The 22,662-nt window shown below is 39.1% G+C and carries 16 protein-coding genes; 11 read left to right on the top strand and 5 right to left on the bottom strand.

From position 1 onward, the window contains the following. Positions 1-145 precede the first annotated feature (145 nt). The 3 genes from QA584_RS27885 to spoIIR all read right to left on the bottom strand — a co-directional run bounded on the left by QA584_RS27885 (position 146) and on the right by spoIIR (position 2,510). Positions 146-757, bottom strand: coding sequence for a hypothetical protein (locus tag QA584_RS27885; protein WP_278272365.1), 612 nt, complete (start codon positions 755-757; stop codon positions 146-148). 71 nt (positions 758-828) lie between these two features. Further along, the gene (gene ispE / locus QA584_RS27880; protein WP_278272364.1) at positions 829-1,701 is read right to left on the bottom strand and encodes a 4-(cytidine 5'-diphospho)-2-C-methyl-D-erythritol kinase; all 873 of its coding nucleotides are present in this window, start codon (positions 1,699-1,701) and stop codon (positions 829-831) included. A gap of 113 nt (positions 1,702-1,814) precedes the next feature. Continuing rightward, positions 1,815-2,510 carry a stage II sporulation protein R gene (gene spoIIR / locus QA584_RS27875; protein ID WP_278272363.1) on the bottom strand — a complete coding sequence of 232 codons (696 nt, stop codon included), beginning with the start codon at positions 2,508-2,510 and terminating at the stop codon, positions 1,815-1,817. 486 nt (positions 2,511-2,996) lie between these two features. Between spoIIR and QA584_RS27870 the strand changes: the two genes are divergently transcribed. The 3 genes from QA584_RS27870 (at position 2,997) to QA584_RS27860 (ending at position 5,466) form a co-directional block, all read left to right on the top strand. After that, positions 2,997-4,082, top strand: coding sequence for a D-alanine--D-alanine ligase family protein (locus tag QA584_RS27870; RefSeq protein ID WP_278272362.1), 1,086 nt, complete (start codon positions 2,997-2,999; stop codon positions 4,080-4,082). Beyond that, on the top strand, positions 4,072-4,887 hold the full coding sequence (murI, locus tag QA584_RS27865; protein ID WP_278272361.1) for a glutamate racemase: 816 nt from the start codon (positions 4,072-4,074) through the stop codon (positions 4,885-4,887). Before QA584_RS27870 ends, murI begins: the two co-directional genes overlap by 11 nt. Positions 4,888-5,025: 138 nt before the next feature. Continuing rightward, complete coding sequence (locus tag QA584_RS27860) at positions 5,026-5,466, top strand: DUF1934 domain-containing protein (protein WP_278272360.1); 441 nt, start codon at positions 5,026-5,028, stop codon at positions 5,464-5,466. A gap of 232 nt (positions 5,467-5,698) precedes the next feature. Here QA584_RS27860 and QA584_RS27855 read toward each other — a convergent pair whose 3' ends face one another. Then, on the bottom strand, positions 5,699-6,160 hold the full coding sequence (locus QA584_RS27855; protein WP_278272359.1) for a hypothetical protein: 462 nt from the start codon (positions 6,158-6,160) through the stop codon (positions 5,699-5,701). Between the two features lie 68 nt (positions 6,161-6,228). Beyond that, positions 6,229-6,963 (bottom strand): lysophospholipid acyltransferase family protein, encoded by a 735-nt coding sequence (locus QA584_RS27850; protein ID WP_278272358.1) that lies wholly within the window; start codon positions 6,961-6,963, stop codon positions 6,229-6,231. Between the two features lie 307 nt (positions 6,964-7,270). Here QA584_RS27850 and QA584_RS27845 point away from each other — a divergent pair, with 307 nt between their 5' ends. From QA584_RS27845 to QA584_RS27810, 8 genes are all read left to right on the top strand, one after another. Further along, complete coding sequence (locus tag QA584_RS27845; protein WP_278272357.1) at positions 7,271-8,728, top strand: nicotinate phosphoribosyltransferase; 1,458 nt, start codon at positions 7,271-7,273, stop codon at positions 8,726-8,728. Positions 8,729-9,089: 361 nt separating this feature from the next. After that, on the top strand, positions 9,090-9,233 hold the full coding sequence (locus QA584_RS27840; protein ID WP_278272356.1) for a hypothetical protein: 144 nt from the start codon (positions 9,090-9,092) through the stop codon (positions 9,231-9,233). A 1-nt stretch (position 9,234) separates the two neighbouring features. Continuing rightward, positions 9,235-10,581, top strand: coding sequence for a M15 family metallopeptidase (locus tag QA584_RS27835; RefSeq protein WP_278272355.1), 1,347 nt, complete (start codon positions 9,235-9,237; stop codon positions 10,579-10,581). A gap of 350 nt (positions 10,582-10,931) precedes the next feature. Further along, a complete protein-coding gene (locus QA584_RS27830) occupies positions 10,932-12,098 on the top strand; it encodes an IS110 family transposase (protein ID WP_278272354.1) in 1,167 nt (388 codons plus the stop codon). Positions 12,099-12,493: 395 nt separating this feature from the next. Then, positions 12,494-14,128, top strand: coding sequence for a hypothetical protein (locus QA584_RS27825; RefSeq protein WP_278272353.1), 1,635 nt, complete (start codon positions 12,494-12,496; stop codon positions 14,126-14,128). A 535-nt stretch (positions 14,129-14,663) separates the two neighbouring features. Next, positions 14,664-17,873, top strand: coding sequence for an isoleucine--tRNA ligase (ileS, locus tag QA584_RS27820; protein WP_278272352.1), 3,210 nt, complete (start codon positions 14,664-14,666; stop codon positions 17,871-17,873). Between the two features lie 319 nt (positions 17,874-18,192). Continuing rightward, entirely contained in the window at positions 18,193-19,458 is a 1,266-nt protein-coding gene (locus QA584_RS27815) for a peptidoglycan-binding domain-containing protein (RefSeq protein WP_278272351.1), read from the top strand. A 738-nt stretch (positions 19,459-20,196) separates the two neighbouring features. Continuing rightward, complete coding sequence (locus tag QA584_RS27810; RefSeq protein ID WP_278272350.1) at positions 20,197-22,650, top strand: glycogen/starch/alpha-glucan phosphorylase; 2,454 nt, start codon at positions 20,197-20,199, stop codon at positions 22,648-22,650. Positions 22,651-22,662 lie beyond the last annotated feature (12 nt).

Below are 22,662 nucleotides of genomic sequence, written 5' to 3'. Positions count from 1 at the left end.
CAGCCAGATGTATTATAGCCAGATTTATTACAGATAATTGTTTTACAGCATTCAAGGTATGCATCATTTATCCAATAAAAAGGCTCTGTCACAGCCTATGACAGAGCCTTAAATATGTAAGTAATATTAGTTCAGTATATACTTATTACTTTGTGTTTTCTAAAGAAGAACCGGTTGCGGATTTTTTCCACTCATTCAGTTTATCCATCGTAGTATCCAGAGTTTGTTTGCAGATGTCTGGAAGTTCACCGCCCCAGACTTTGGCAGCCTGTTCAAAGCCTTCTTTTACTGCATCCATTATCTTGTCAATTTTATCCGGATCCCCTCCGGTAAGTGCTTTGGCAAAAGAAACCAAACGGTCAGAGGTCTGATTTACTCCCCAGTAACCATCTTCGGCAATATCGGCTTTGGCCTTTGCCGCAGTTTCGGGGTCAACCTCTACTTTGCCTTCCCTTAACATTTGATACATAGTGGATTCATCAAAGGTCTGTCCCTGTTTTAGGAGCATCTTTTCGACTAAGTCCCTTAATTGTGCCGTTCTTTTATCCGCTTCGGCTTTTAACTGTGCTATCGTTGCAGTATCAGGTTTATAAGTTACTTTTTTTACGCCCTCCTCCGTACTTTTTTCATATACGGCAGACGGACTATCCTTACTGGATTCTTCTGCAGCTTTACTTGTCGCATCCTTACTCTTTGTCTGGTTTGCCGGTGTGCCTGCATAACTGCCTGCGGCACTTGTAATTCCATTTAAACCCATAACGTTCACCCTCCTTGGTAGTTAAATTACTTAGTTACATATGGTAATTATCGGAGAGGCTTTTCAAAAAGTTAATAGTAAGGCTGATATAAATCGGTGAGAAACACCTGTTTACCCAATTCGCTGACTTTAAACTGATAGAATGCTTTCTCTGCCTTCTTTATATCATCAAACAAACCAAATACGGTTGGACCGCTGCCGCTCATCAAGGCACCGATGGCACCCCATTCCGTCATCTTATCTTTTATTTCCCCGATGACAGGGTATTCTTTTATCGTTACGTTTTCCAATACATTGCCAAACAGACCGATGGCACCGTATAAATCCCTGGTCCGGATACATGTAAGGATGCCGTTAATATCCGGATGTTTTGTAGTCTCGTCCAGTTTCAGGTTCTCGTACACATATTTGGTGGAAACACTAAGACCTGGTTTTACAATCAAAACCTGACAGGCAGGAAAAGAAGGCAGGGGTGTAAGGATTTCTCCGATTCCCTCGGACAAAGCGGTGCCTCTCATAATACAATAAGGGACATCGGCTCCCAAGCGAAGCCCCAATTTCATTAATTCCGGTTTTTTTAAATTTAAATCAAAAAGCCGGCTCATACCATATAGGGCGGTAGCGGCATCGGTACTTCCGCCTGCCATACCTGCAGCTACGGGTATTTTTTTTTCAAGATTAATATAAACGCCCTGCTCAATATGATATTCCCGCTGGATCAAGGAAACCGCTTTATACACAAGATTATTTTCATCTGTTGGCAGATAATGAAGATTGGTATTAATAACAATGGAGTTATTGTTGGTTCGGTTGATAGTAAGTTTGTCATAAAGTCCTATGGTCTGCATAATCATACGGACTTCATGATACCCATCCTCTCGCCTTCTTACCACATCAAGACCAAGGTTGATTTTTGCGTGGGCTTTTAATTTAATTGAATTCATGTGTACTCCTGTTTATCGAATATGTAGTATTTTATTATGATTATAAACACCGAAAGCAATATTTGCAAGCGAAGCCTTTTTTTCATGGTTTTTTTCCAGGGGGAAATAAAAATTTAATCTTTTAAGGCATCCTTAATCAGGGATAATAGTTTAAATTTAACCTTTACTTTTGTATCATTCCTAAATACTGCCTTATATTCCTCGTCGGTAAGGAGGTATTTAAGGTCTGCTTTGGAGGAATCCGGGACAACGCTGTAGGTGGCATCCACAAAGCACAGAGGGGGGAACATAACGCACCACCAGTTCTGTCCGGCAGCCGCGCCAAGCTCTACCTTTACTGCTTCATATTGTCCCGGAGGAAGGGAAAGGTCCCCATATACCTTTAAGGGAAAATAACCCTGTTCCAAGGATGCTCTGGCAGTATAGTCAAAGCCGTTTTCTTTAATAATGCGGTTGGCCGTTAAGACCATTTCCTCCAGATTGTTTTTTAGTATGGTTCTGGCTTTATCAATATCTTTTACCTGCTCTAGTTTGGGACGTAGCTCGTCAGTTAGGACTTGCTTAATCTCTAGTTTAAGAGCCTGATCTTTTTCAGAATCACTGTTGGCTATTACATGAAAGCGGATAATATCAGCAGCAATTCCTTCCTGGAGATGTTCTTCTTTGGCATTGGAAGGAAAAGACTTTAACAATAATAAGGAAAATATGGAGAGAGAAAGGCAAAAGTAAAACATACCACGGTAAAAATAAGTGAAACGGTTTGTACTCTTATGTAAGGTCAAAACATGATTAAATATATAATTTTTCATAAAACTCCAATCTGCCTGGAGGACAGGCTGTTTCGGTATCTGAATATAAGTAATAGCTATAGTATTACCAGTATAAGGAAGGTTAAACATTTGTAATAAGGTTCTGTTTATGTTAGAATGAAGCAAAAAGGTTAACTTTTGGTACAAATCCAAAAGAGGATTCATAAAATCTATTGAATCTTGAAGAAATAAATAGTAAAATGAATAAAGTATTTAAGCACCTAATAGAATTACTATAAGTGCTGTATTTACCTGAACATAGTTTTTAAAGATAATTTATAGGAATAGGTATTTACATTTTTATAATCCGGCGGCCAGAATACCGGTAGTCAGGATACAAAAAATTGTAAAATGAACAGCGAAATATAAGGCGGCTACACCGGGCGACCGTAAAATTAGGGATATTACCGGTAAAATAGTCTATGGGCTTAATAAATGTCTGGTGTAAAAACGTATAATTTTGTCATAAAGAAAGGGCACAATAGTATGAATAAAAAAACAATAGCAGTATTGTTCGGAGGTCAATCCTCGGAACATGAAGTTTCTTGTGTTTCGGCAACTACTATTATTAAGAATATCAATACGGATTTATACCGGGTTATTATAATTGGAATTACGAAAAGCGGAAAATGGATTAAAGTAAATAATGTGGAGGAAATACAATCCGGTCAATGGACAAAAGGCAGTGTAACCGCCGTGATTTCACCGGATGCCACCCAAAGGTCAGTCTTATTCATAGAGGGCGGCAAGGTAACTGCCGAGAAAATTGACGCAGCATTTCCTGCACTTCATGGTCTTTACGGTGAGGACGGAACCGTTCAGGGACTGTTGGAACTGGCGAAAATTCCTTATGTGGGCTGCGGTGTAGTCGCTTCCGGTGTGTCCATGGATAAGCTGTTTACCAAGATTATTGTGGATACGTTAGGAATAAGACAGGCAAAGTATGTGCCCATTATGAAAAAGGAACTGGAACAAATTGGTTTGGCAGTTGAAAAAGTAGAAGAAAAGTTAAGTTATCCTGTATTTATAAAGCCCAGCAATGCCGGTTCTTCAAGAGGCGTTTCCAAGGCTCATAACAGGGAGGAATTGATAAGAGGATTACATACTGCCGCAGAACATGACAGAAAAATCTTAGTGGAAGAGACCATTAACGGCAGAGAAGTAGAATGTGCGGTGCTTGGCGGGAATGAACCCAAAGCCTCCGGTGTGGGTGAAATCGTCGCCGCTGCCGATTTTTATGATTATGATGCCAAATATAATAACGCGGAATCCAAAACCATATTATCTCCGGTACTAATAGGAAATGCCGCTGAAACCATAAGGGATTATGCAGTAAGAATTTTTAAAGCCGTGGATGGTTACGGCTTATCCAGGGTAGACTTCTTTGTAGATAAAGAAACCGGAGAAGTCATCTTTAATGAAATCAATACCATGCCCGGATTTACCAGTATCAGTATGTATCCTATGTTATGGGAAGCAAAAGGAATCGGTAAACCTCAGTTGGTTGAAAAATTATTGCAGTTGGCCTTTGCCAGAGCTTTGGAGGCAGGAGGCGAAGGAGATGTCAAGTAGTGCGCCTATAGGAGTCTTTGACTCCGGCGTCGGCGGGTTAACAGTTGCCAGAGAAATCATGAGACAGATACCAAATGAAACCATTATTTATTTTGGGGATACGGCCAGAGTGCCCTATGGCAGCAAATCAAAACAGACAATTATAACGTATTCGAGACAGATTGTTAAATTCCTGCAGACAAAGAATGTAAAAGCAATTGTAATCGCATGTAATACAGCCAGTGCCTTTGCCCTTGAAACTGTGACAAGGGAAGTATCCATTCCGGTAATCGGGGTGGTAAAACCCGGAGCAAAGGTGGCAGCGGAAACCACCAGAAACGGTAATATTGGTATAATTGGTACCGAAGGAACTATAAACAGCGGTATTTATAATGAGTATTTAAGTGAAACCATGCCCAGCGTAAAAGTATATGGCAAAGCCTGTCCCCTTTTTGTACCCCTGGTAGAGGAGGGCTGGCTCTCCGATCCAGTTACGGTGGAAGTAGCGAAACGGTATATGGCTGAATTAAAAGATTATAATATAGACACACTGGTTCTTGGATGTACCCATTATCCCTTAATCAGACATACGATTGGTTCTATAGTGGGAGATAAAGTGACCCTGGTGAATCCAGCCTTTGAAACGGCAAGAACGTTAAAACAGGTATTGGAATCCAAGGGCTTAGAAAGTGTAACGCCTGCCAAGGAGCATAAGTTTTATGTCAGTGACGGTGCCGAAAAGTTTCAGAAGTTTGCCAATACAATTCTGCCCTGTGAAGTGGTAGAAACAAAAGATGTTAATATAGAAAGCTTGCAGGTTCTATAGATAGTAGAATGATGGTTTTAAACCACAAGAGATAAATGCTTTATTATTAAAGGCAGTATCACGAGCAGGTTTGCGGTTTGAAGGGGGCGCTTTTTGCTCTGCATTTGTTTGCCGCTCATGCGGTAGATGGAGGATTTTATGAAAAAAGATGTACTGGTGTCAATATCCGGACTCCAATATGAAATAGATAAAGAGGAAGCAGTAGAAGTCATTTCGGTAGGAGAATATTATAACCGCAATGGAAAGCACTATGTTGTTTACGAAGAAATCTTAGAAGATATGGAAGGCACTACAAACTGCACGATTAAAATAGCCGAGAAACAAATCGATATAATTAAACGTGGCGCCAGTAATGTTCATATGGTCTTTGAAGAGAATACAAAGAACACGACTTATTACCAGACTCCTTACGGAGAACTTCAAGTGGGCATCTACACGACCCAGATTAAGGTTACCGAAGAAGAGAATAAAATTATTGCAAATATTAATTATGGGCTGGATATTAACTATGCCTTCATTTCAGACTGCCAGATACAATTAAAGATCAGTTCCAAGAAGATGGGAAGTGACACTCTCTAAACGGGTGTAATTAATAGGGTACTTTCGGAAACGAATAGTGTCAATAATAGATAGTTTAGACGCTGAATAGAGGTGAAATTTTATCGACAGCCTCTAAAATATCAGTAAAACAGGCTGTAGAGTTTCCGAGAGTACACGAATAAAAATAAGAGGTTACAATATAGTAATAAACTTTGCAGTATTAGAAAGCTTATTACTATATTGTAACCTCTTATTGTTTGAACTTCTATAATCAGGTTTTTGTCTTCTTTATGAGATTACTTTTCATTCGTTGGAAGAATTTTTGTTTAACGGGTTTTACTTCTAAGTTAGAACGCAGTCCCTTAACATCCATAATATAAATACCATTCATAACTGCTTTGACTTCTTTTTTAACTGGGATTAAATCGAATATCTTTTCATCACACATTAAAGTCATAATTTTGGGTCCGATTTTTGCCTTTACGATGGGCACTTTGGAACCACGCAGATATCTGGGGGTCTGATCCAGGACTATCTTTGGCAGGTTTGCTTCCTTAAGTTTCATGCGCTTTTTATCTATAACTAAAATTGAGACTGACTGTGCGCCGGCTTTCATCTGTTCCTGGGAAGCTTCAGATTTCTTCTGAAGTTTTCGTCCATAAATCATTAAAAATATAAGCCCTGCGATAACGACAGCCAAAACAATCAACAAAACTATTACAATGGGTTTCATGTATGTACCTCCTTCCCTCATTAATACAGTGGTAATATTGTAACATTAATTATTTAAAAGTTCAAGCCTTAGAATTTCACCAACGATGCATTTCTATTCAGTGTTTCACGAATAATATTCTGTACGTAGGAACCGATAAATTTGCGGTTTTCCTTATCCAATTCACCTGGATACACCGGTTTTCCGAATTCAATGACTACATGGGCTCTTTTAATCCAGGGGATGTGATTCTCAAATATGTTATCCGTATTATTTATGGATACAGGAATAATAGCGCAACCGGTCTTTTCAGCCATCTTAAGGCTGCCTTCTTTAAAGGGAAGCATATCACTGTCCTGGCTTCTGGTGCCTTCCGGAGAAATAAAAACCGAATATCCTTTTTTAATTAATTCCACGCCTTCTAATATCGTCTTAAGACCCTCCCTGACATTATCCCGGTCTAAGAACAGACAATTTAAAAAGCGCATCCACCAGCTGATAAAGGGGATATGAGCCATCTCTTTTTTTGCCACGAAACCGGTCAGAGTGGGTACGGAGGTATAGCCGATTAATATATCAAAATAGCTGCGGTGATTAGAGACATATAAAACAGCCTCATCTTTTGGTATATTCTCAAGACCCAGTACAGTTTTTTTTACCCCGCAAAAGGATAAAATAATACGGAAAGCCGTTACTACAATCCCTTGTGAAGAGCGTGCTTTTGCATGTGGATTTATCTTTCCTATAATTGTTTCCAATATTAAAAGAGGTATGCTGATAATAAAAAATATAAGTAAAAACAGCAGTGTTAATAAGGTTTTCATAAAACCCTCCTATTTCATATGATTAGCGAATATAAGAATCTGTTATAATTACAAACAATAAAGGTAACAGTAACTTTTGCTTTATATATTATACCACAGCAGATTAAAAAATACGAAGTATTTTTCAATCTAAATTCTAATAAAAGCAGCTCATATTTTTATAAATCTCTGATTTTTACGAAATTCTTAACTATTATTAAATCTTTTGCTATTGGTTGTACTATTTAAATTATGTGATATAATGTAAAGCGAATGAGTAATTGTAAAGTTTTTATAAGGTTTGGCTTAAGAACAAAGGAGTAGCAGCATGGATAAGGAAAATCTTACTTTATTGACCGATTTTTACGAACTGACAATGATGCAGGGGTATTTTAAAAATGATAGCAATGATACGGTAATATTTGATGTTTTTTACAGAACCAATCCTTCTGGCAGCGGTTATGCCATATGTGCCGGCTTGGATCAGGTTATTGATTATATAAAGAATATTCATTTCAGTAATGAGGATATTGAATACTTAAGAAGTTTAAGAATGTTTGAGGAGGACTTTTTAACTTATCTGTCGGGTTTTCGCTTTACTGGAGACATCTATGGGGTACCGGAAGGTACGGTTATATTTCCCATGGAACCGTTAATAAAAGTAATCGCACCTATTATGGAAGCCCAGTTAGTAGAAACCGCTATCTTAAATATTATCAATCATCAGAGTCTGATTGCAACCAAGGCCTCCCGTGTATGCTATGCGGCCAAGGGTGATACCGTAATGGAATTTGGTCTAAGGCGTGCCCAGGGACCGGATGCTGGAACCTATGGTGCCAGAGCGGCGGTAATCGGCGGCTGTATCGGTACTAGTAACGTCCTTGCTGCTAAGGCTTTTGATATACCGGCTTTAGGAACCCATGCACACAGCTGGATTATGAGTTTTGAGGATGAGCTTACGGCCTTTCGTGAATATGCAGATCTTTATCCTGGTAATGCAACCCTTTTGGTAGATACTTACGATACACTGCGCTCTGGAGTGCCTAATGCCATTAAAGTATTTTCCGAGCTAAGAGAAGCAGGAAAGATGCCAAAGAAATACGGTATCCGCTTAGACAGCGGTGATTTAGCTTATCTGTCCAAAAAGGCCAGAAAGATGCTTGATGCCGCAGGATTTCCCGAGGCCTCTATTGTTGCCTCCAGTGATTTAGATGAATACCTGATTGATTCCCTTAAGACCCAGGGAGCAGCCATTGATTCCTGGGGAGTAGGTACAAATCTGATTACTTCCAAGGACTGTCCGGCTTTTGGGGGAGTATACAAACTGGCAGCCATAAAAAAAGACGGCAAATATATACCGAAAATCAAATTGTCTGAGAACCCCTGGAAAATCACCAATCCGGGTAATAAAACCATATATCGGATCTATGAGAAGGAAAGCGGTAAAGTGAAAGCAGATTTAATTGCCATGGCGGATGAAAAATATTCCGAAGAGAATCCCTTAAAGATATTTGACCCTCTGGCTACCTGGAAGAAGACTTATTTAAAAGCCGGAACCTATACCTTAAGAGAAATCCTAGTGCCTGTGTTTAAAGCCGGAACCTGTGTATATACTTCACCGTCCGTTATGGAAATCAGGGAATACTGCAGGAAAGAACTGGATACCTTATGGGATGAAACCAGGCGTCTGGTCAATCCTCATGATGTTTATGTAGATTTATCCAATGAGCTTTACCAGTTAAAAAATCAATTATTAGACAATATTAATGGCAACAACCAAATTTAGTCATAATTTCCATGATTATCTAGAAATTTTCTAAATGAGGCACTTAATTTCACTTTATTGCTGTCAATTTGTGAAAAACAGTGGATTTTGTAGAAAAATGTGTTATAATGAAGGCAATATACAGGCTTTACTTTCTGCCTGTGCTTTGTTGTGGTCTGAGTGTCCTTTATACACCTGAAGAATGTAAGAATAATTTTAGCGGGCTGTTTGCAAAAACTTTTGTACTTACGAAAGATCCTTTAAGATAAGAGTTTGCATCAGCCCCTGTTAATGCGAATACAACCATAGTAAACCCAGGGCATGGAACACATGTCTGAGTTAAGTTAGGGATGTGCGCCTTTGCGCACAGATGGGAGTTAAGTTGAAAAAACAGAAAACAGTTTTTCAACATCCTGATTTTAATGTGCGCCTCAGCGCACAGATGGGAGTTAAGTTGGAAAAACGGAGAACAGTTTTTCAACATCCTGATTTTAATGTGCGCCCCAGCGCACAGATGGGAGTTTAATATGTTAAATAGAAGGAAGAAGCGGAACTTAAAACGGAATTTTAAAAGGATTGCCATTGTGGGTATACCTTTTGCTATATTATGTGGGATTACCTATGCTTCTCTTTCCTCTTTATCCCGTGCCGGTGAATCTACTTATGCTTTTGAACATTATTATGATGATCCGTCATATACAGATAAAAGCCAGGAATATGATAGTACAAAAGAAAATACAGGAGACTCTAGTGTGGGAAACAATAGCAGTTCTGACGGGGCGGTAGAAGTCATATCAAATCATGATAATATTGTACCGGATACCAAACCGGAGAGCATGACGGTGCTGGTTAATAAAGAATTACGGCTGCCCTCCGATTATATCCCAAGTGATCTGGTGGTGCCTGACGTAAGCTTTTCCTTTAGCTATTATGATGAAAAGAAGCTTATGAGAAAGGAAGCGGCAGAGGCCTTAAAAGCACTGTTTGATGGGGGGGTAGCTGTTGATATTAAGCTGAACGGAGTATCGGCTTACCGCTCTTATGAAAGACAGTATGATATATTTACGGACAATGTAAAAAAACAGGGTCTGGAACATACTACGAAGTATTCTGCAACGCCGGGATTTAGTGAACATCAGACCGGACTTGCTATTGATGTATCCGCAAAGTCCGTTAATAACCGGTTAGACGAGTCCTTTGGAGATTCCACAGAAGGTAAGTGGCTTGCAGAAAATGCACATTTGTATGGGTTTATCATCCGCTACCCAAAAGATAAAACAGAAATAACCGGTTACTCTTATGAACCCTGGCATATTCGTTATGTAGGAAAACCGTTAGCCAAATATCTTTATGAGAATAATCTTTGCCTGGAGGAATATTACAATTTTAAACCAAGTATGGATTATACCGATACAATCAGTTATGATAAACTGGTGGACTATGGAATAGATCTTGATGACGTAATACAACCGACCAAAGCGCCGACAAAGGCTCCCACGAAAGCTCCCGAAAAAGAAACCGAGGACGACACCAATACTATAGACGACAAAGACAATACCAAAGATAATACGAAGGATGATACCAAGGAGGATTCCAAAGGTACCAAAGGTAATACCAAAGATGATACGAAAGGTAATACCGGAAGCCATGGTAAGCCTACGAACGGTAAAGGAAATGGAGATACCTCCGGCAATACAAAAGACGATAGTGACGGAGGTACGAAAGATGACGGAAACAATGGAGATACTACAACTCCGACACCTCCTATAGAGGACGACAACAACCAGTCACCTAGCATGACACCAACACCACCTATTACTCAGGAACAGTCAGAGGAACCGGAATCAACAGATTTGTCTGTTACCACACCGTAAGAACGAATCTGAGAATAAGAAATACATATAAATTAATTGAGTGTAGCTGTGCTTTTGCATAAATACACTCTTTTTTTGTTGCATAGGAAACTTCTTCGAACTTACCTCGTATGTTAAATTGATATTAGTTCCTTACTCTTTTCTTGAGTAAGTGTATACTGTTTATAGGCACTGTGGATTAGTCGAACTTACCTAACGCTTAGACGTTTGTTCATAGGCTATAACCACAGTTGCCTGCTTAAATGTTGATCAGTTAGATAACGCATGACGTTTTAATTAGCACGAGGCTACATAGCAGGCAGTTCTGTGGAATAAGCAACAGTGTCAATCTACTAAAAGGAGCTATTATTATGATTTACGTAGGCATTGATGTCGCAAAGAATAAACACGATTGTCTTATCACCAGTTCGGACGGCGAAATTCTTTTCCCTGTCTTCACCATTTCTAATGATCTTATTGGATTTTCTCTTTTGCTTCAACGTATGCAATCCTTCACCAATAACCCTGAAACAATAAAAATAGGGCTGGAAGCAACTGGTCATTATAGCAACAATATCGCTGATTTCCTCGCTAATAAAAACTACCACATTTTTATTATCAATCCGCTTCACACTAGTCTATACAAAAAAAGTCTAAGCTTTAGAAAGACGAAAACGGACAAGGCTGACGCCCAATCAATCGTATCAATGCTGATGACACAGAAGCTAACGCCCTATGCACCTGCATCATACCATGAAAAAGAACTAAAGTCACTAACAAGATATCGTTTTAACCTTGTAAAAGATTGCTCCAGGCTCAAAGTATCGTTCGCTAGGTTGATGAATATCATTTTTCCCGAATTAGAGAAAATAGTTCATGAACTACAGGTTAATTCGATTTATCACCTTATGAGTGAATACACCAATACTAACGCTATTTCAAAGACTCATCTGACTCGTTTGACTAACCTTTTATCAAAACATTCAAAAGGTCACTATGGTCGTCAAAAAGCAATTGATATCAAAGAAGCAGCCAAACAATCAATCGGAACCTGCGATGGCATACAGACCATTGAATTACAACAAACCCTAGCTCGCATTTTTCTGCTGCAGGAACAAACCGAAGTGATTGAGAAAAGAATAAAAGAGATTGTTAAAAATATAGATTCTCCTTTTATAACGATTCCCGGTATTTCTTATACAACTGCAGCTATCATTCATGCCGAAATAGGTGATTTTTCTGATTTTTCTAATGCCGAAAAAATACTTGCATTTGCCGGAATGGAGCCATCTATCTATCAATCTGGGCAGTATACGTCTACCCATGCCAAAATGGTTAAAAGAGGCTCAAAATACCTGCGTTTCGCACTTTATACAGCCGCTAAAAATGTTGGTAAATGGGATACTAATTTCAGTTTATTCTTACAGAAAAAACTGGCAGAAGGAAAACCTTATAATGTTGCAGTTTCCCACGTTGCAAAAAAACTGGTCAGAGTTCTTTACTGTATGGAAATGAAACATGAAGCTTACATAAAGTAGTTCTTATCTCTCATATCAATTTTTCAAGGCAGCTTTCAAGGTGCTTTATTTGTCATGCTATTTTCAAGGTACAATTATATAACAGTAAACTAATATAAAATAACTACTTGACATAGTTAGTCTATGCAATAAAAAAGCCTTCCAGGCAGGATGCGCAGGACGCACTTAAGGAAGATTGTCACTGTCGTGACAGTGCGTCAGCGCTAGAGTCTGGCGAGCCAGACTCTTTATTCTCTTACAAGAAGGTATTAGGAATAATCGATTATTGACGAATAATGGATAATTTGTTATGCTGATTAAAATAGAAAAAATTGTATTTATTTACAGGTGAGTGCGGCTATTTTGGATTCAAAAATCATACTATATAATAAAAAATGGAGGAGAAAGAAACCGATATGGAAAACAAGAAAACAATTACAAAGATTTCATTACCAGTTACAAAAGAGACAGGAATGTTTACGCGAAAGCGGGAAGCAAAAGAGGACAGGCAGAACGGTTCTAGCCATTGGCTTTTGAATATAGTCGGAACCCTTATGCTAACCACTGTGTGCATGCTGCTCTCTGTTTTTTCACCGGCTGCCGTTAAGGCATATGCAGCCCAGGTAGCAAGTCCGGCTGCAATATCAGCAGACAATTACCAGACGATAGAAAAAGCAGATTTGCATAAACAAATTGATAAGTTTACAAAAGCCTATGAAAACTATGTTGAGAATTATAAAAAAGTTTCTCAGGGTATGGGGTCTGAATTAACGGTCCGGTCTGAATTTGATCCAACCATTGCAGCCGCGTTGGGCTTACCTGATTTAAAAAGTGTAAAAGCTGACATGGTCTCTATGCAGAATGCTAAAAAAGTGAAATCTATTATTACACTTTTTACGAATGATATAAAATTCACTTCCTTAAATATGATATCAGATTTAGAAAAGCAACTAACATATCTGTTAATCCCAGAGTTAAGTAAAGCTTACTTAAAAGCAGACCCCAAATCCACAGGACTTAATTCCTATGGACCAGGATCAAACTTTACCACGAAAGACTTTCTGGATATTTTAAACAATCCTGCCCTTACGGAAAAAACTCTGAATCAGTTATTAAAGAGATATGCTGATATTGTAGTCAGTGATTTAAACGATGTCAGTGCCATGGATTACTATATGAGTGCAGGCGGATTAAGTGATCAGCAAACGAGATATACGGTAAATGTAGATGAAAAGGTTGTGCTAAAGATTGCAAAGGATGTATTAGCCGTTGCCAGTACAGATGAAGAATTAAGTGATTTATTTGTAAAACTTAACCTTTGCTCTAAGGCAGAATATACAAAGATGATCGCTGCGGCACAGAATGAAGTGAAAGAGATGATAAATTATGTTAATATGTTTGAGCCGGAAGGACTTTTTACTATGAGGGTCTGGGTTGATTCCGATGGAACTATTACAGGCCGTGACTTTTCTTTAGCTACGGATAAGGATAATTCTCTTTTTGGTTACAAAACAGTCAAAAAGGGAGAGGTAACCGGAATGGAAGCCTGGATTAGTCCTGATAAGGAAACTATTTTTAAGCTATCCAGTACGACAAGTAAGGATAATAGCGGAATAAACGGTAATGCAGTCATTACGTATGCTACTGATAAGACCTCCGTAGAGTTTAAGGCTTTGATAAAGGATTTAAAATATACCTCTTTTGGTAGTGGTTACTACCTTAATGGCAATTTAGTAATTACCGGAGAGAGTCTGCCAGGAAGCACCCTCTTAGTGGCTTTTAACGGCAATGAAACAGCACAGAAAATAAAAGCGGATTTTGTACAGGGAACCTTAAACCTGATATCTGTAACCATAGATACGAAAATCCTTCCCTATGAAGATTTTGATCTTCCTTCGGAATCGGATACCGTATATGATATGACAACCCAGATGGATACCTACTTTAATAAGGGGGATTTTGTAAATTATCTGAAAGGTATTAATAGTAAAATTAATGTACAAGGTATTAATAAGCTGTTGGATCAGATGATTAAGTCCTATTTAAGGTAGCAAAGGATGATTCTGGTTCTGACTTACAAAAATTTAAAATAGGATTGACATTTAAAATATAATATACTATGATAAAAGCTATAAAAATAAAAACTTAAAAACTATGATGGAGAGAGTAAGAATCCGGTTTTAGCGAAAGTCAAAGCGAGTCAGGGACAGTGAAAGCCTGATACCAGTAGCAGATTTCTGAAAATCACTCCTAAGTTGTAAGCTGAAAGAAGTCCTTAAAAGTAAGCCGCGCCGGTATTCACCGTTATATGAAAGCATATCATGTTCTAATTTGGTATATACTTATGCCGAATGGAAACGTATGTAAATAGGTGGTACAATGAAGCACTTCTGCTCTCATCCTGTTTATGGATGAGAGCTTTATTTAATTTATAGGATAGTTCTCCAAACTTAACCTATAAATTAAAGCCTTCCAGGCAGGATGCACATGGCGCTCAAGGAAGATGTCACTGTCGTGACAGCGCGTCAGTCTAGTGTCTGGTTCTCCAGTAGAATAAACTATTGATACTATATAAGGAGGAAACATATGTACGAGAAAGTATCTCCCAATCTGAATTTTGTGGAAAGAGAAAAAGAAGTACTAAAATTCTGGAAAAACAATAAAATATTTGAAAAAACAATTGAAGAACGTAAAAATGGCAAAGCCTACACCTTTTATGACGGTCCTCCCACGGCCAATGGAAAGCCTCATATCGGTCATGTATTGACAAGGGTTATAAAGGATATCATTCCCAGATACCGCACCATGAAGGGCTATAATGTACTTCGTAAGGCAGGCTGGGATACCCATGGACTTCCGGTTGAATTAGAAGTTGAGAAAAAACTGGGTCTTGACGGCAAAGAACAAATCGAAGAATATGGTTTGGAACCCTTTATCCACGAATGTAAGGAAAGTGTATGGAAGTACAAGGGAATGTGGGAAGACTTCTCTGGTACAGTAGGTTACTGGGCTGATATGGAGAATCCTTATGTAACCTATGACAACAATTTTATCGAATCCGAATGGTGGGCCTTAAAACAGATTTGGGAAAAAGGCTTATTATATAAAGGCTTTAAAATTGTACCTTATTGCCCAAGATGCGGAACACCACTATCCAGCCATGAAGTAGCTCAGGGTTATAAGGATGTAAAGGAAAAATCCGTAATTGCCAAATTCAAAGTAAAAGGCACCGACAATGAATATATCCTTGCCTGGACCACAACTCCCTGGACACTGCCTTCTAACGTGGCACTTTGTGTGAATCCGGTAGAAACTTATGTAAAGGTATCTGTCAGTCTGAATGCAAAAGGCGATATCATAAAAGAAACCAGTGAAGGAGAAGACAAAGAAGCTGTCAGAACTGAAAAATACATTCTGGCAGAAGCACTTTTATCCGTTATTGATGGTCTTTACAATGTAGAAGAAACTTATGTCGGAACCGATTTAGAATATAAGGAATATGAACCCCTGTTTGATTATGTAACACCAGATAAGAAAGCCTATTATGTGACCTGTGATACGTATGTAACCCTTACCGATGGTACTGGTGTGGTTCATATTGCACCTGCTTTCGGTGAAGACGATGCCAGTGTCGGCCGCAGATACGACCTTCCTTTCGTACAGTTAGTAGACGGAAAAGGTGAAATGAAACCGGAGGTTACTGACTTTGCCGGTATGTTCTGCAAGAAAGCAGACGAAGGTATTATAAAACTTTTAGCCCAGAAAGGGTTATTATTTAAAACCTTAAAGTTTGAACACAGCTATCCGTTCTGTTGGAGATGTGATACACCTCTTATTTATTATGCAAGGGAATCCTGGTTCATTAAGATGACAGAGGTTAAGGAAGAGCTGATTAGCAATAATAACACCATTAACTGGATGCCGGAAAGCATCGGTCAGGGCCGTTTTGGTGACTGGCTTAAGAATGTACAGGACTGGGGTATCAGCCGTGACCGTTACTGGGGAACACCTCTTAATATCTGGGAATGTGAAGACGGTCACAGACATGCCATCGGAAGCATTGAAGAATTAAAATCAATGTCAGATAACTGTCCGGATAATATTGAATTACACAGACCATTCATTGACAATGTTACAATAAAATGTCCGGAATGCGGCAAGGAAATGCGCCGTGTGAAACCGGTAATTGACTGCTGGTTTGATTCCGGTTCCATGCCCTTTGCACAATGGCACTATCCTTTTGAAAATAAGGAAATGTTTGATAAGAATTTCCCGGCTGATTTTATCAGTGAGGCAGTAGACCAGACCAGGGGGTGGTTCTATTCCTTACTTGCTATTTCAACTCTTATCTTTGAACGGTCACCTTTTAAGAATGTAATCGTACTTGGTCATGTTCAGGATGAAAACGGACAGAAGATGTCTAAGTCCAAAGGCAATGCAGTTGATCCCTTTGACGCTTTGGCAGAACACGGCGCAGATGCCATCCGCTGGTATTTCTACATTAACAGCGCCTTGTGGCTTCCCAACCGTTTCCATAACGGAGCCGTTACAGAGGGTCAGAGAAAGTTCATGGGAACCTTTTGGAATACCTATGCTTTCTTTGTACTGTATGCTAATATTGACGGCTTTGATGCCACGAAGTATTCACTGGAATATGATAAATTACCGGTTATGGATAAATGGCTATTATCCAAATTAAATACCGTAATTAAAACCGTAGATGACAATCTTGATAATTACAGAATAACCGAAGCTGCCAGAATCATGGATGATTTCGTAGATGAGATGAGCAACTGGTATGTCAGAAGGAGCAGGGAACGTTTTTGGGCAAAAGGCATGGAACAGGATAAGATTAATGCCTATATGACTCTTTATACCGCACTGGTTACCCTGGCAAAAGTTGCCGCACCGTTTATTCCTTATATGACAGAGGATATCTATCGTAACCTGGTAGTTAGTATTGATAAATCCGCACCGGAAAGTATTCACTTATGCGAATATCCTGTATATAGGGAAGAATATATCGATAAAGATCTTGAGAAGAATATGGAAGCCGTTCTGGATATCGTGGTATTAGGCCGTGCCTGCCGTAATGCTGCTAATATCAAGAACAGACAGCCGATTGGCATGATGTATGTGAAAGCCAAGGATAGTTATGTTAATGCAGCAGGAGATAAAGTCTTAGGCTTACCAGATTTCTATAAAGAAATTATAGAAGAAGAATTAAATGTAAAGGCAGTGACCTTTACGGATGATGTCAGGAACTTTACTTCCTACAGCTTTAAGCCTCAGTTAAAGACGTTAGGACCTAAGTTTGGCAAGCAGATTGGACAGATCAGAACGATTCTTTCCGAACTAGACGGCAATAAAGCCATGGATGAGATCAATACAACCGGCGGTCTTAAGATTACCTTAGACGGTGTGGAAGCGTTACTTGAAAAAGATGATCTTTTGATTGAAGCTGCCCAGACGGAAGGTTATGTATCGGATTCTGATTCCGGAATTACCGTAGTTCTGGATACCAACCTTACCAAGGAACTGATTGAAGAAGGTTTTGTCAGGGAAATCATCAGTAAGATCCAGACCATGAGAAAAGATGCAGGCTTTGAAGTAATGGATCACATAAAAATATTCCAGACCGGCAATGATACTATTAAAGCAATCTTTGAGCAGAATGCAGAAGAAATCAAGTCCGAAGTATTAGCAGAAGACCTGATTTTAGACAGTGCAGAAGGCTTTACCAAGGAATGGAATATTAATGGGGAAACCGTAACCTTAGGAGTTGTGAAATTATAGGTACTAAAAAAGAGAAGGCTTGCCTTCTCTTTTTTTAATGAAAGAACTAAAACCGGTACATCAGAGCCTTCGATTATATAAGTTGACAGTGGCTATTGTACCCGCTAGTTTAAGTACAGGGTTAAATCCGCACTAAGTCTTAAAGTGCCTGTAAAGGTATTTAAATGGATTATGACGGTTTGGTACCGATAGTGGCTGGTACCGATAATGGCTGGTACTTGTAATACATGTAATACTTTAGTTATTTTTCGGATAAGTGGTGCATATATAACAATAAATATATGCATAGTTTTTTTATGCAACACATAATGGTGACGGTATGCCTTTTAACAAAAAAATTTTATATCCTGCCCAGTTAGGAGTAAGAAACTATGGAATATTACAGGTACAGGTAGTAGACCTGACAACCTCATATCCCATTGAGGGTGCGCTCATTCAAATATATCAAAAAGATAACCTGACTATGGCAATAGAAACTCTTACTACGGACATATCAGGGAAAACAATAGAAATTGAACTTGTTTCACCGCCTTTGGAATACAGCCTGGAGCCTACCAGGGATATGCCTTATTTAGAATATCCGGTTATGGTTTTGGCAGAAGGGTATCAGACGGTTAGGATAGACAGTGCCCAAATACTGCCTTTTGTTAAATCCATACAGCCTGTAAAAATGACACCTTTTAGGGCGGGTATGGATTCTATGCAGGTTATTCCAATTGATGACAATTACCTGATAGGAACCTATACCCCAAAGGTTTACGAGGCTGAGATAAAACCGATGCCTCCCGGACAGGAGGATAAAGCAGTAGTAATACCAGAGTTCATTACTGTCCATGATGCAATTCCCTCTAATATCACAGCACTTAATTACAGAGTGGAATATCCGTCTTTTATTAAAAATGTGGTATCCAGTACCTTATTTGCAACCTGGCCTTTAGAAACTATTTATGCCAGTATTTTATCAATTCTATCTTTTTCCTTAAACCGGGTCTATACAAACTGGTACCCCAGGCAGGGATATTCGTTTGATATCACATCTACGGTTGCCTTTGACCACAAGTGGCTATATGGAAGAAACATCTATACCAATATAAGTATGGCAGTGGATGATATCTTTAACAACTATTTATCAAGACCTGACATCCTACAGCCAATACTGACCCAATTATGTAAGGGCGAACTTGCCATATGCCCCAGGATGTTATCCCTATGGGAGGCAAAATTTTTGGGTGATGAGGGATATACGGCGACCCACATACTGCATGAATTCTATGGAAATGACTTATATATAAACTCAACTGATAATATAGAAGGGATAGAGGTCAACTGGCCCGGGACCAATTTAACCATCGGATCCTCCAAAGATGCAGTAACCATTATTCAGAATCAGTTAAATGCCATTGCAATAGCCTATCCGGCAATACCTAAGACAATGGCGGACGGATTGTACGATCAGGGTACGGAAGCAGCAGTAAGTAAATTTCAGGAAATCTTTAACCTGCCCATAACCGGAATAACGGATAAAGCTGCCTGGTATAAGATTGGTTTTGTAAATGCAAGACTTGCCAGAGAAAAAACCGAATAAGTTAATTTATGAGAGACAGTCTTTATTGGCTGTCTTTTTTAATTTATCGGAAAGTTCTAAGAACTTACCTATAAATTAAAAAGCCTTCCAGGCAGGATGCGCGTGACGCACTTAAGGAAGATTGTCACTGTCGTGACAGCGCGTCAGCGCTAGAGTCTGGCGAGGCAGACTCTTTGTTCTATAGAAAATAGCGCATTATATCAATATTATTCTTATATGGAAGCGGATCTTATGAATACCTTGGGAAGCGTGGGTTTATTGTTTCGAGGTCAGATAAAAAAAGTGTCACAATAGGAATAAATTCTATGAAAAAAGGGGTAATTAAAAAATGAATGGAAAATATCCCTAATAAGTATATAATTGCAAGTATAGATGCACACTTTACGTCAGTACCAGCGCGGTTTCGGTTTATAGCTAAAGTCTACCTGTATTATTTGTTTATAAATTAGTAAGACAGCCACTTGTATATTATTGGGTACATAAGATATAATGGAAATATTATTATATAATGTAGAATTATAAGGGATAATGACGAAAGGAGATTTTTTCAACATCTTGATTTTAAAGTGCGCTAAAAGCGCACGGATGGGAGTAAGTTGAAAAACCAAGAATCGTTTTTCAACATCTTGATTTTAAAGTGCGCTAAAGCGCACGGACGGGAGTTTAAGTTGAAAAACCAAAAATCGTTTTTCAACATCCTGATTATAAGGTGCGCTAAAGCGCACAGATGGGAGTTTTATGCAGTCTTTTGATAAAGAAGAATTTAAGAATAATGTAGAAGGTTATGTTAAGCTGTTATTTCGAAAAAGCCTGGAGGAAGCTACAAAACAGCAGATTTTTCAGGGTGTGGCTTATACGGTTAAGAATCTCATCATTGGGGATTGGATGACTACCCATAAGGTATACGAAGAGGAAGATGTAAAAACCGTATATTATTTATCCATGGAATTTCTTATGGGCAGGGCCCTTGGAAATCTTATTATTAATCTGAAAGCAGATAAAGAGATTAGAGAGGCTTTGGAGGAGTTAGGGTTTGACCTGAATGCAGTTGAAGACGAGGAACCGGATGCGGCTCTTGGCAACGGAGGTCTTGGACGTCTGGCGGCTTGTTTTCTGGACTCCTTATCTACACTGGGTTACCCGGCGTATGGCTGTGGCATCCGGTATAAATACGGTATGTTTGAACAAAAAATTGAGAATGGCTTTCAGGTAGAGGTGCCGGATAACTGGTTAAAAAATGGCAATCCTTTTGAAATCAAACGTCCCGAATATTCTGCAGAAATAAAATTCGGGGGCTATGTACGTATGATACGGGATGAATTGGGAAGAGACCGCTTCATACAGGAAAATTATCAGTCCGTACTGGCTGTTCCTTATGATATGCCGGTCATAGGTTACGGCAATCATATTGTAAATACCCTTCGGATTTGGGATGCGGAGGCAATTAATACCTTTAATCTGGATTCCTTTGATAAAGGGGATTATGAAAAGGCAGTGGAACAGGAGAATCTGGCAAGAACCATCTGCGAAGTGCTTTATCCTAATGACAATCACTATGCCGGTAAGGAGTTAAGGTTAAAACAGCAGTATTTCTTCGTATCGGCAAGTGTACAGCGGGCAGTTCTTAAATATATGGAAAATCATACGGAGATTAGAAAACTCCACGAGAAGGTATGTTTTCAGCTAAATGATACCCATCCTACGGTTACCGTGGCAGAGCTGATGCGTATCTTACTGGATGAATATTCTCTTAGCTGGGAGGAAGCCTGGGAAGTTACCGGTAAAACCTGTGCTTATACGAATCATACCATTATGTCGGAGGCTTTGGAAAAATGGCCCATTGATTTATTCTCTAAACTGCTGCCAAGAATCTATCAGATTGTTGAGGAAATTAACCGACGGTTTTTAATTGAGGTACGTATGCGCTACCCTGATGATTCTACGAAAGCAGAGAAAATGGCGGTGCTTTATAACGGGCAGGTCAGAATGGCACATTTGGCTATTATAAGCAGCTTTTCTGTTAACGGTGTGGCCAAACTTCATACGGAGATACTTAAGAATCAGGAGCTGAAAGATTTTTATCAGATGTACCCTTACAAATTCAATAATAAAACCAATGGTATCACCCAGCGGAGGTTTTTACTTCATGGTAATCCGCTCTTAGCCGCCTGGGTAACCGATAAAATCGGTGATGGCTGGATTACTGATTTGTCCTGTATAAACCAACTAAGCCCATTAGCAGAAGAGGAAAAAAGCCTTAAGGAATTTATGGAGATTAAATATCAGAACAAGCTGCGGCTTGCCGAATATATCAAAATACATAATGGTATCGAGGTAGACCCTGATTCCATTTTTGATATCCAGGTGAAACGGCTTCATGAATATAAACGCCAGCTCCTTAATATTCTCCACGTTATGCATCTTTATAATAAACTTAAGAAAAATCCCGAAATGGAGTTTACAAAAAGGACCTTTATCTTCGGAGCAAAAGCTTCTGCCGGTTACAGCAGAGCGAAAGCCATCATTAAGTTAATTAACAGCGTGGCAGAAGTAATCAATAAGGATAAAGCCATCCATGATAAAATCAAAGTAGTATTTATAGAAAATTACCGGGTTTCAAATGCTGAGCTTTTATTTGCGGCAGCGGATGTTTCCGAGCAGATTTCAACGGCCAGTAAGGAAGCTTCTGGAACCGGTAATATGAAATTTATGTTAAATGGAGCATTGACCCTTGGGACCATGGACGGTGCCAATGTGGAAATTGTGGAGGAAGTAGGTCTTTCCAATGCCTTTATATTTGGATTAAGCTCTGATGAGGTAATAAGCTGCCAACAATCCGGGAGCTATCATTCAAAGGATATTTATGATACGGATGAGGAAATTAAAATGGTTGTGGATCAGTTGATAAATGGGCAGTATACCGGGGAAAATAAGGAGCTGTTTAGGGAGCTTTATCAGTCCTTATTAGAGCCAAGGGGAGGAGAACCGGCAGATCAGTATTTTATTTTAAAGGATTTCAGGGCTTACGAGGAGGCTCAGAAAAAGGTGGAACAGGCATATGCTAACAAGGAGAACTGGGCAAAATCAGCCCTTTTAAATACGGCAAAGTGCGGTAAATTCTCATCGGATAGAACCATACTCGAATATGTCAGGGATATATGGCATCTTAATAAGGTGACAGTTACGAACTAAAAAATGAATCGG

It is taken from the genome of Anaerocolumna sp. AGMB13025, assembly GCF_029689925.1.
GTDB lineage: Bacteria > Bacillota > Clostridia > Lachnospirales > Lachnospiraceae > Anaerocolumna.
The sequence above is the reverse complement of the archived record's forward strand: the minus strand, read 5'-3'. Positions and strand labels throughout refer to the sequence as shown.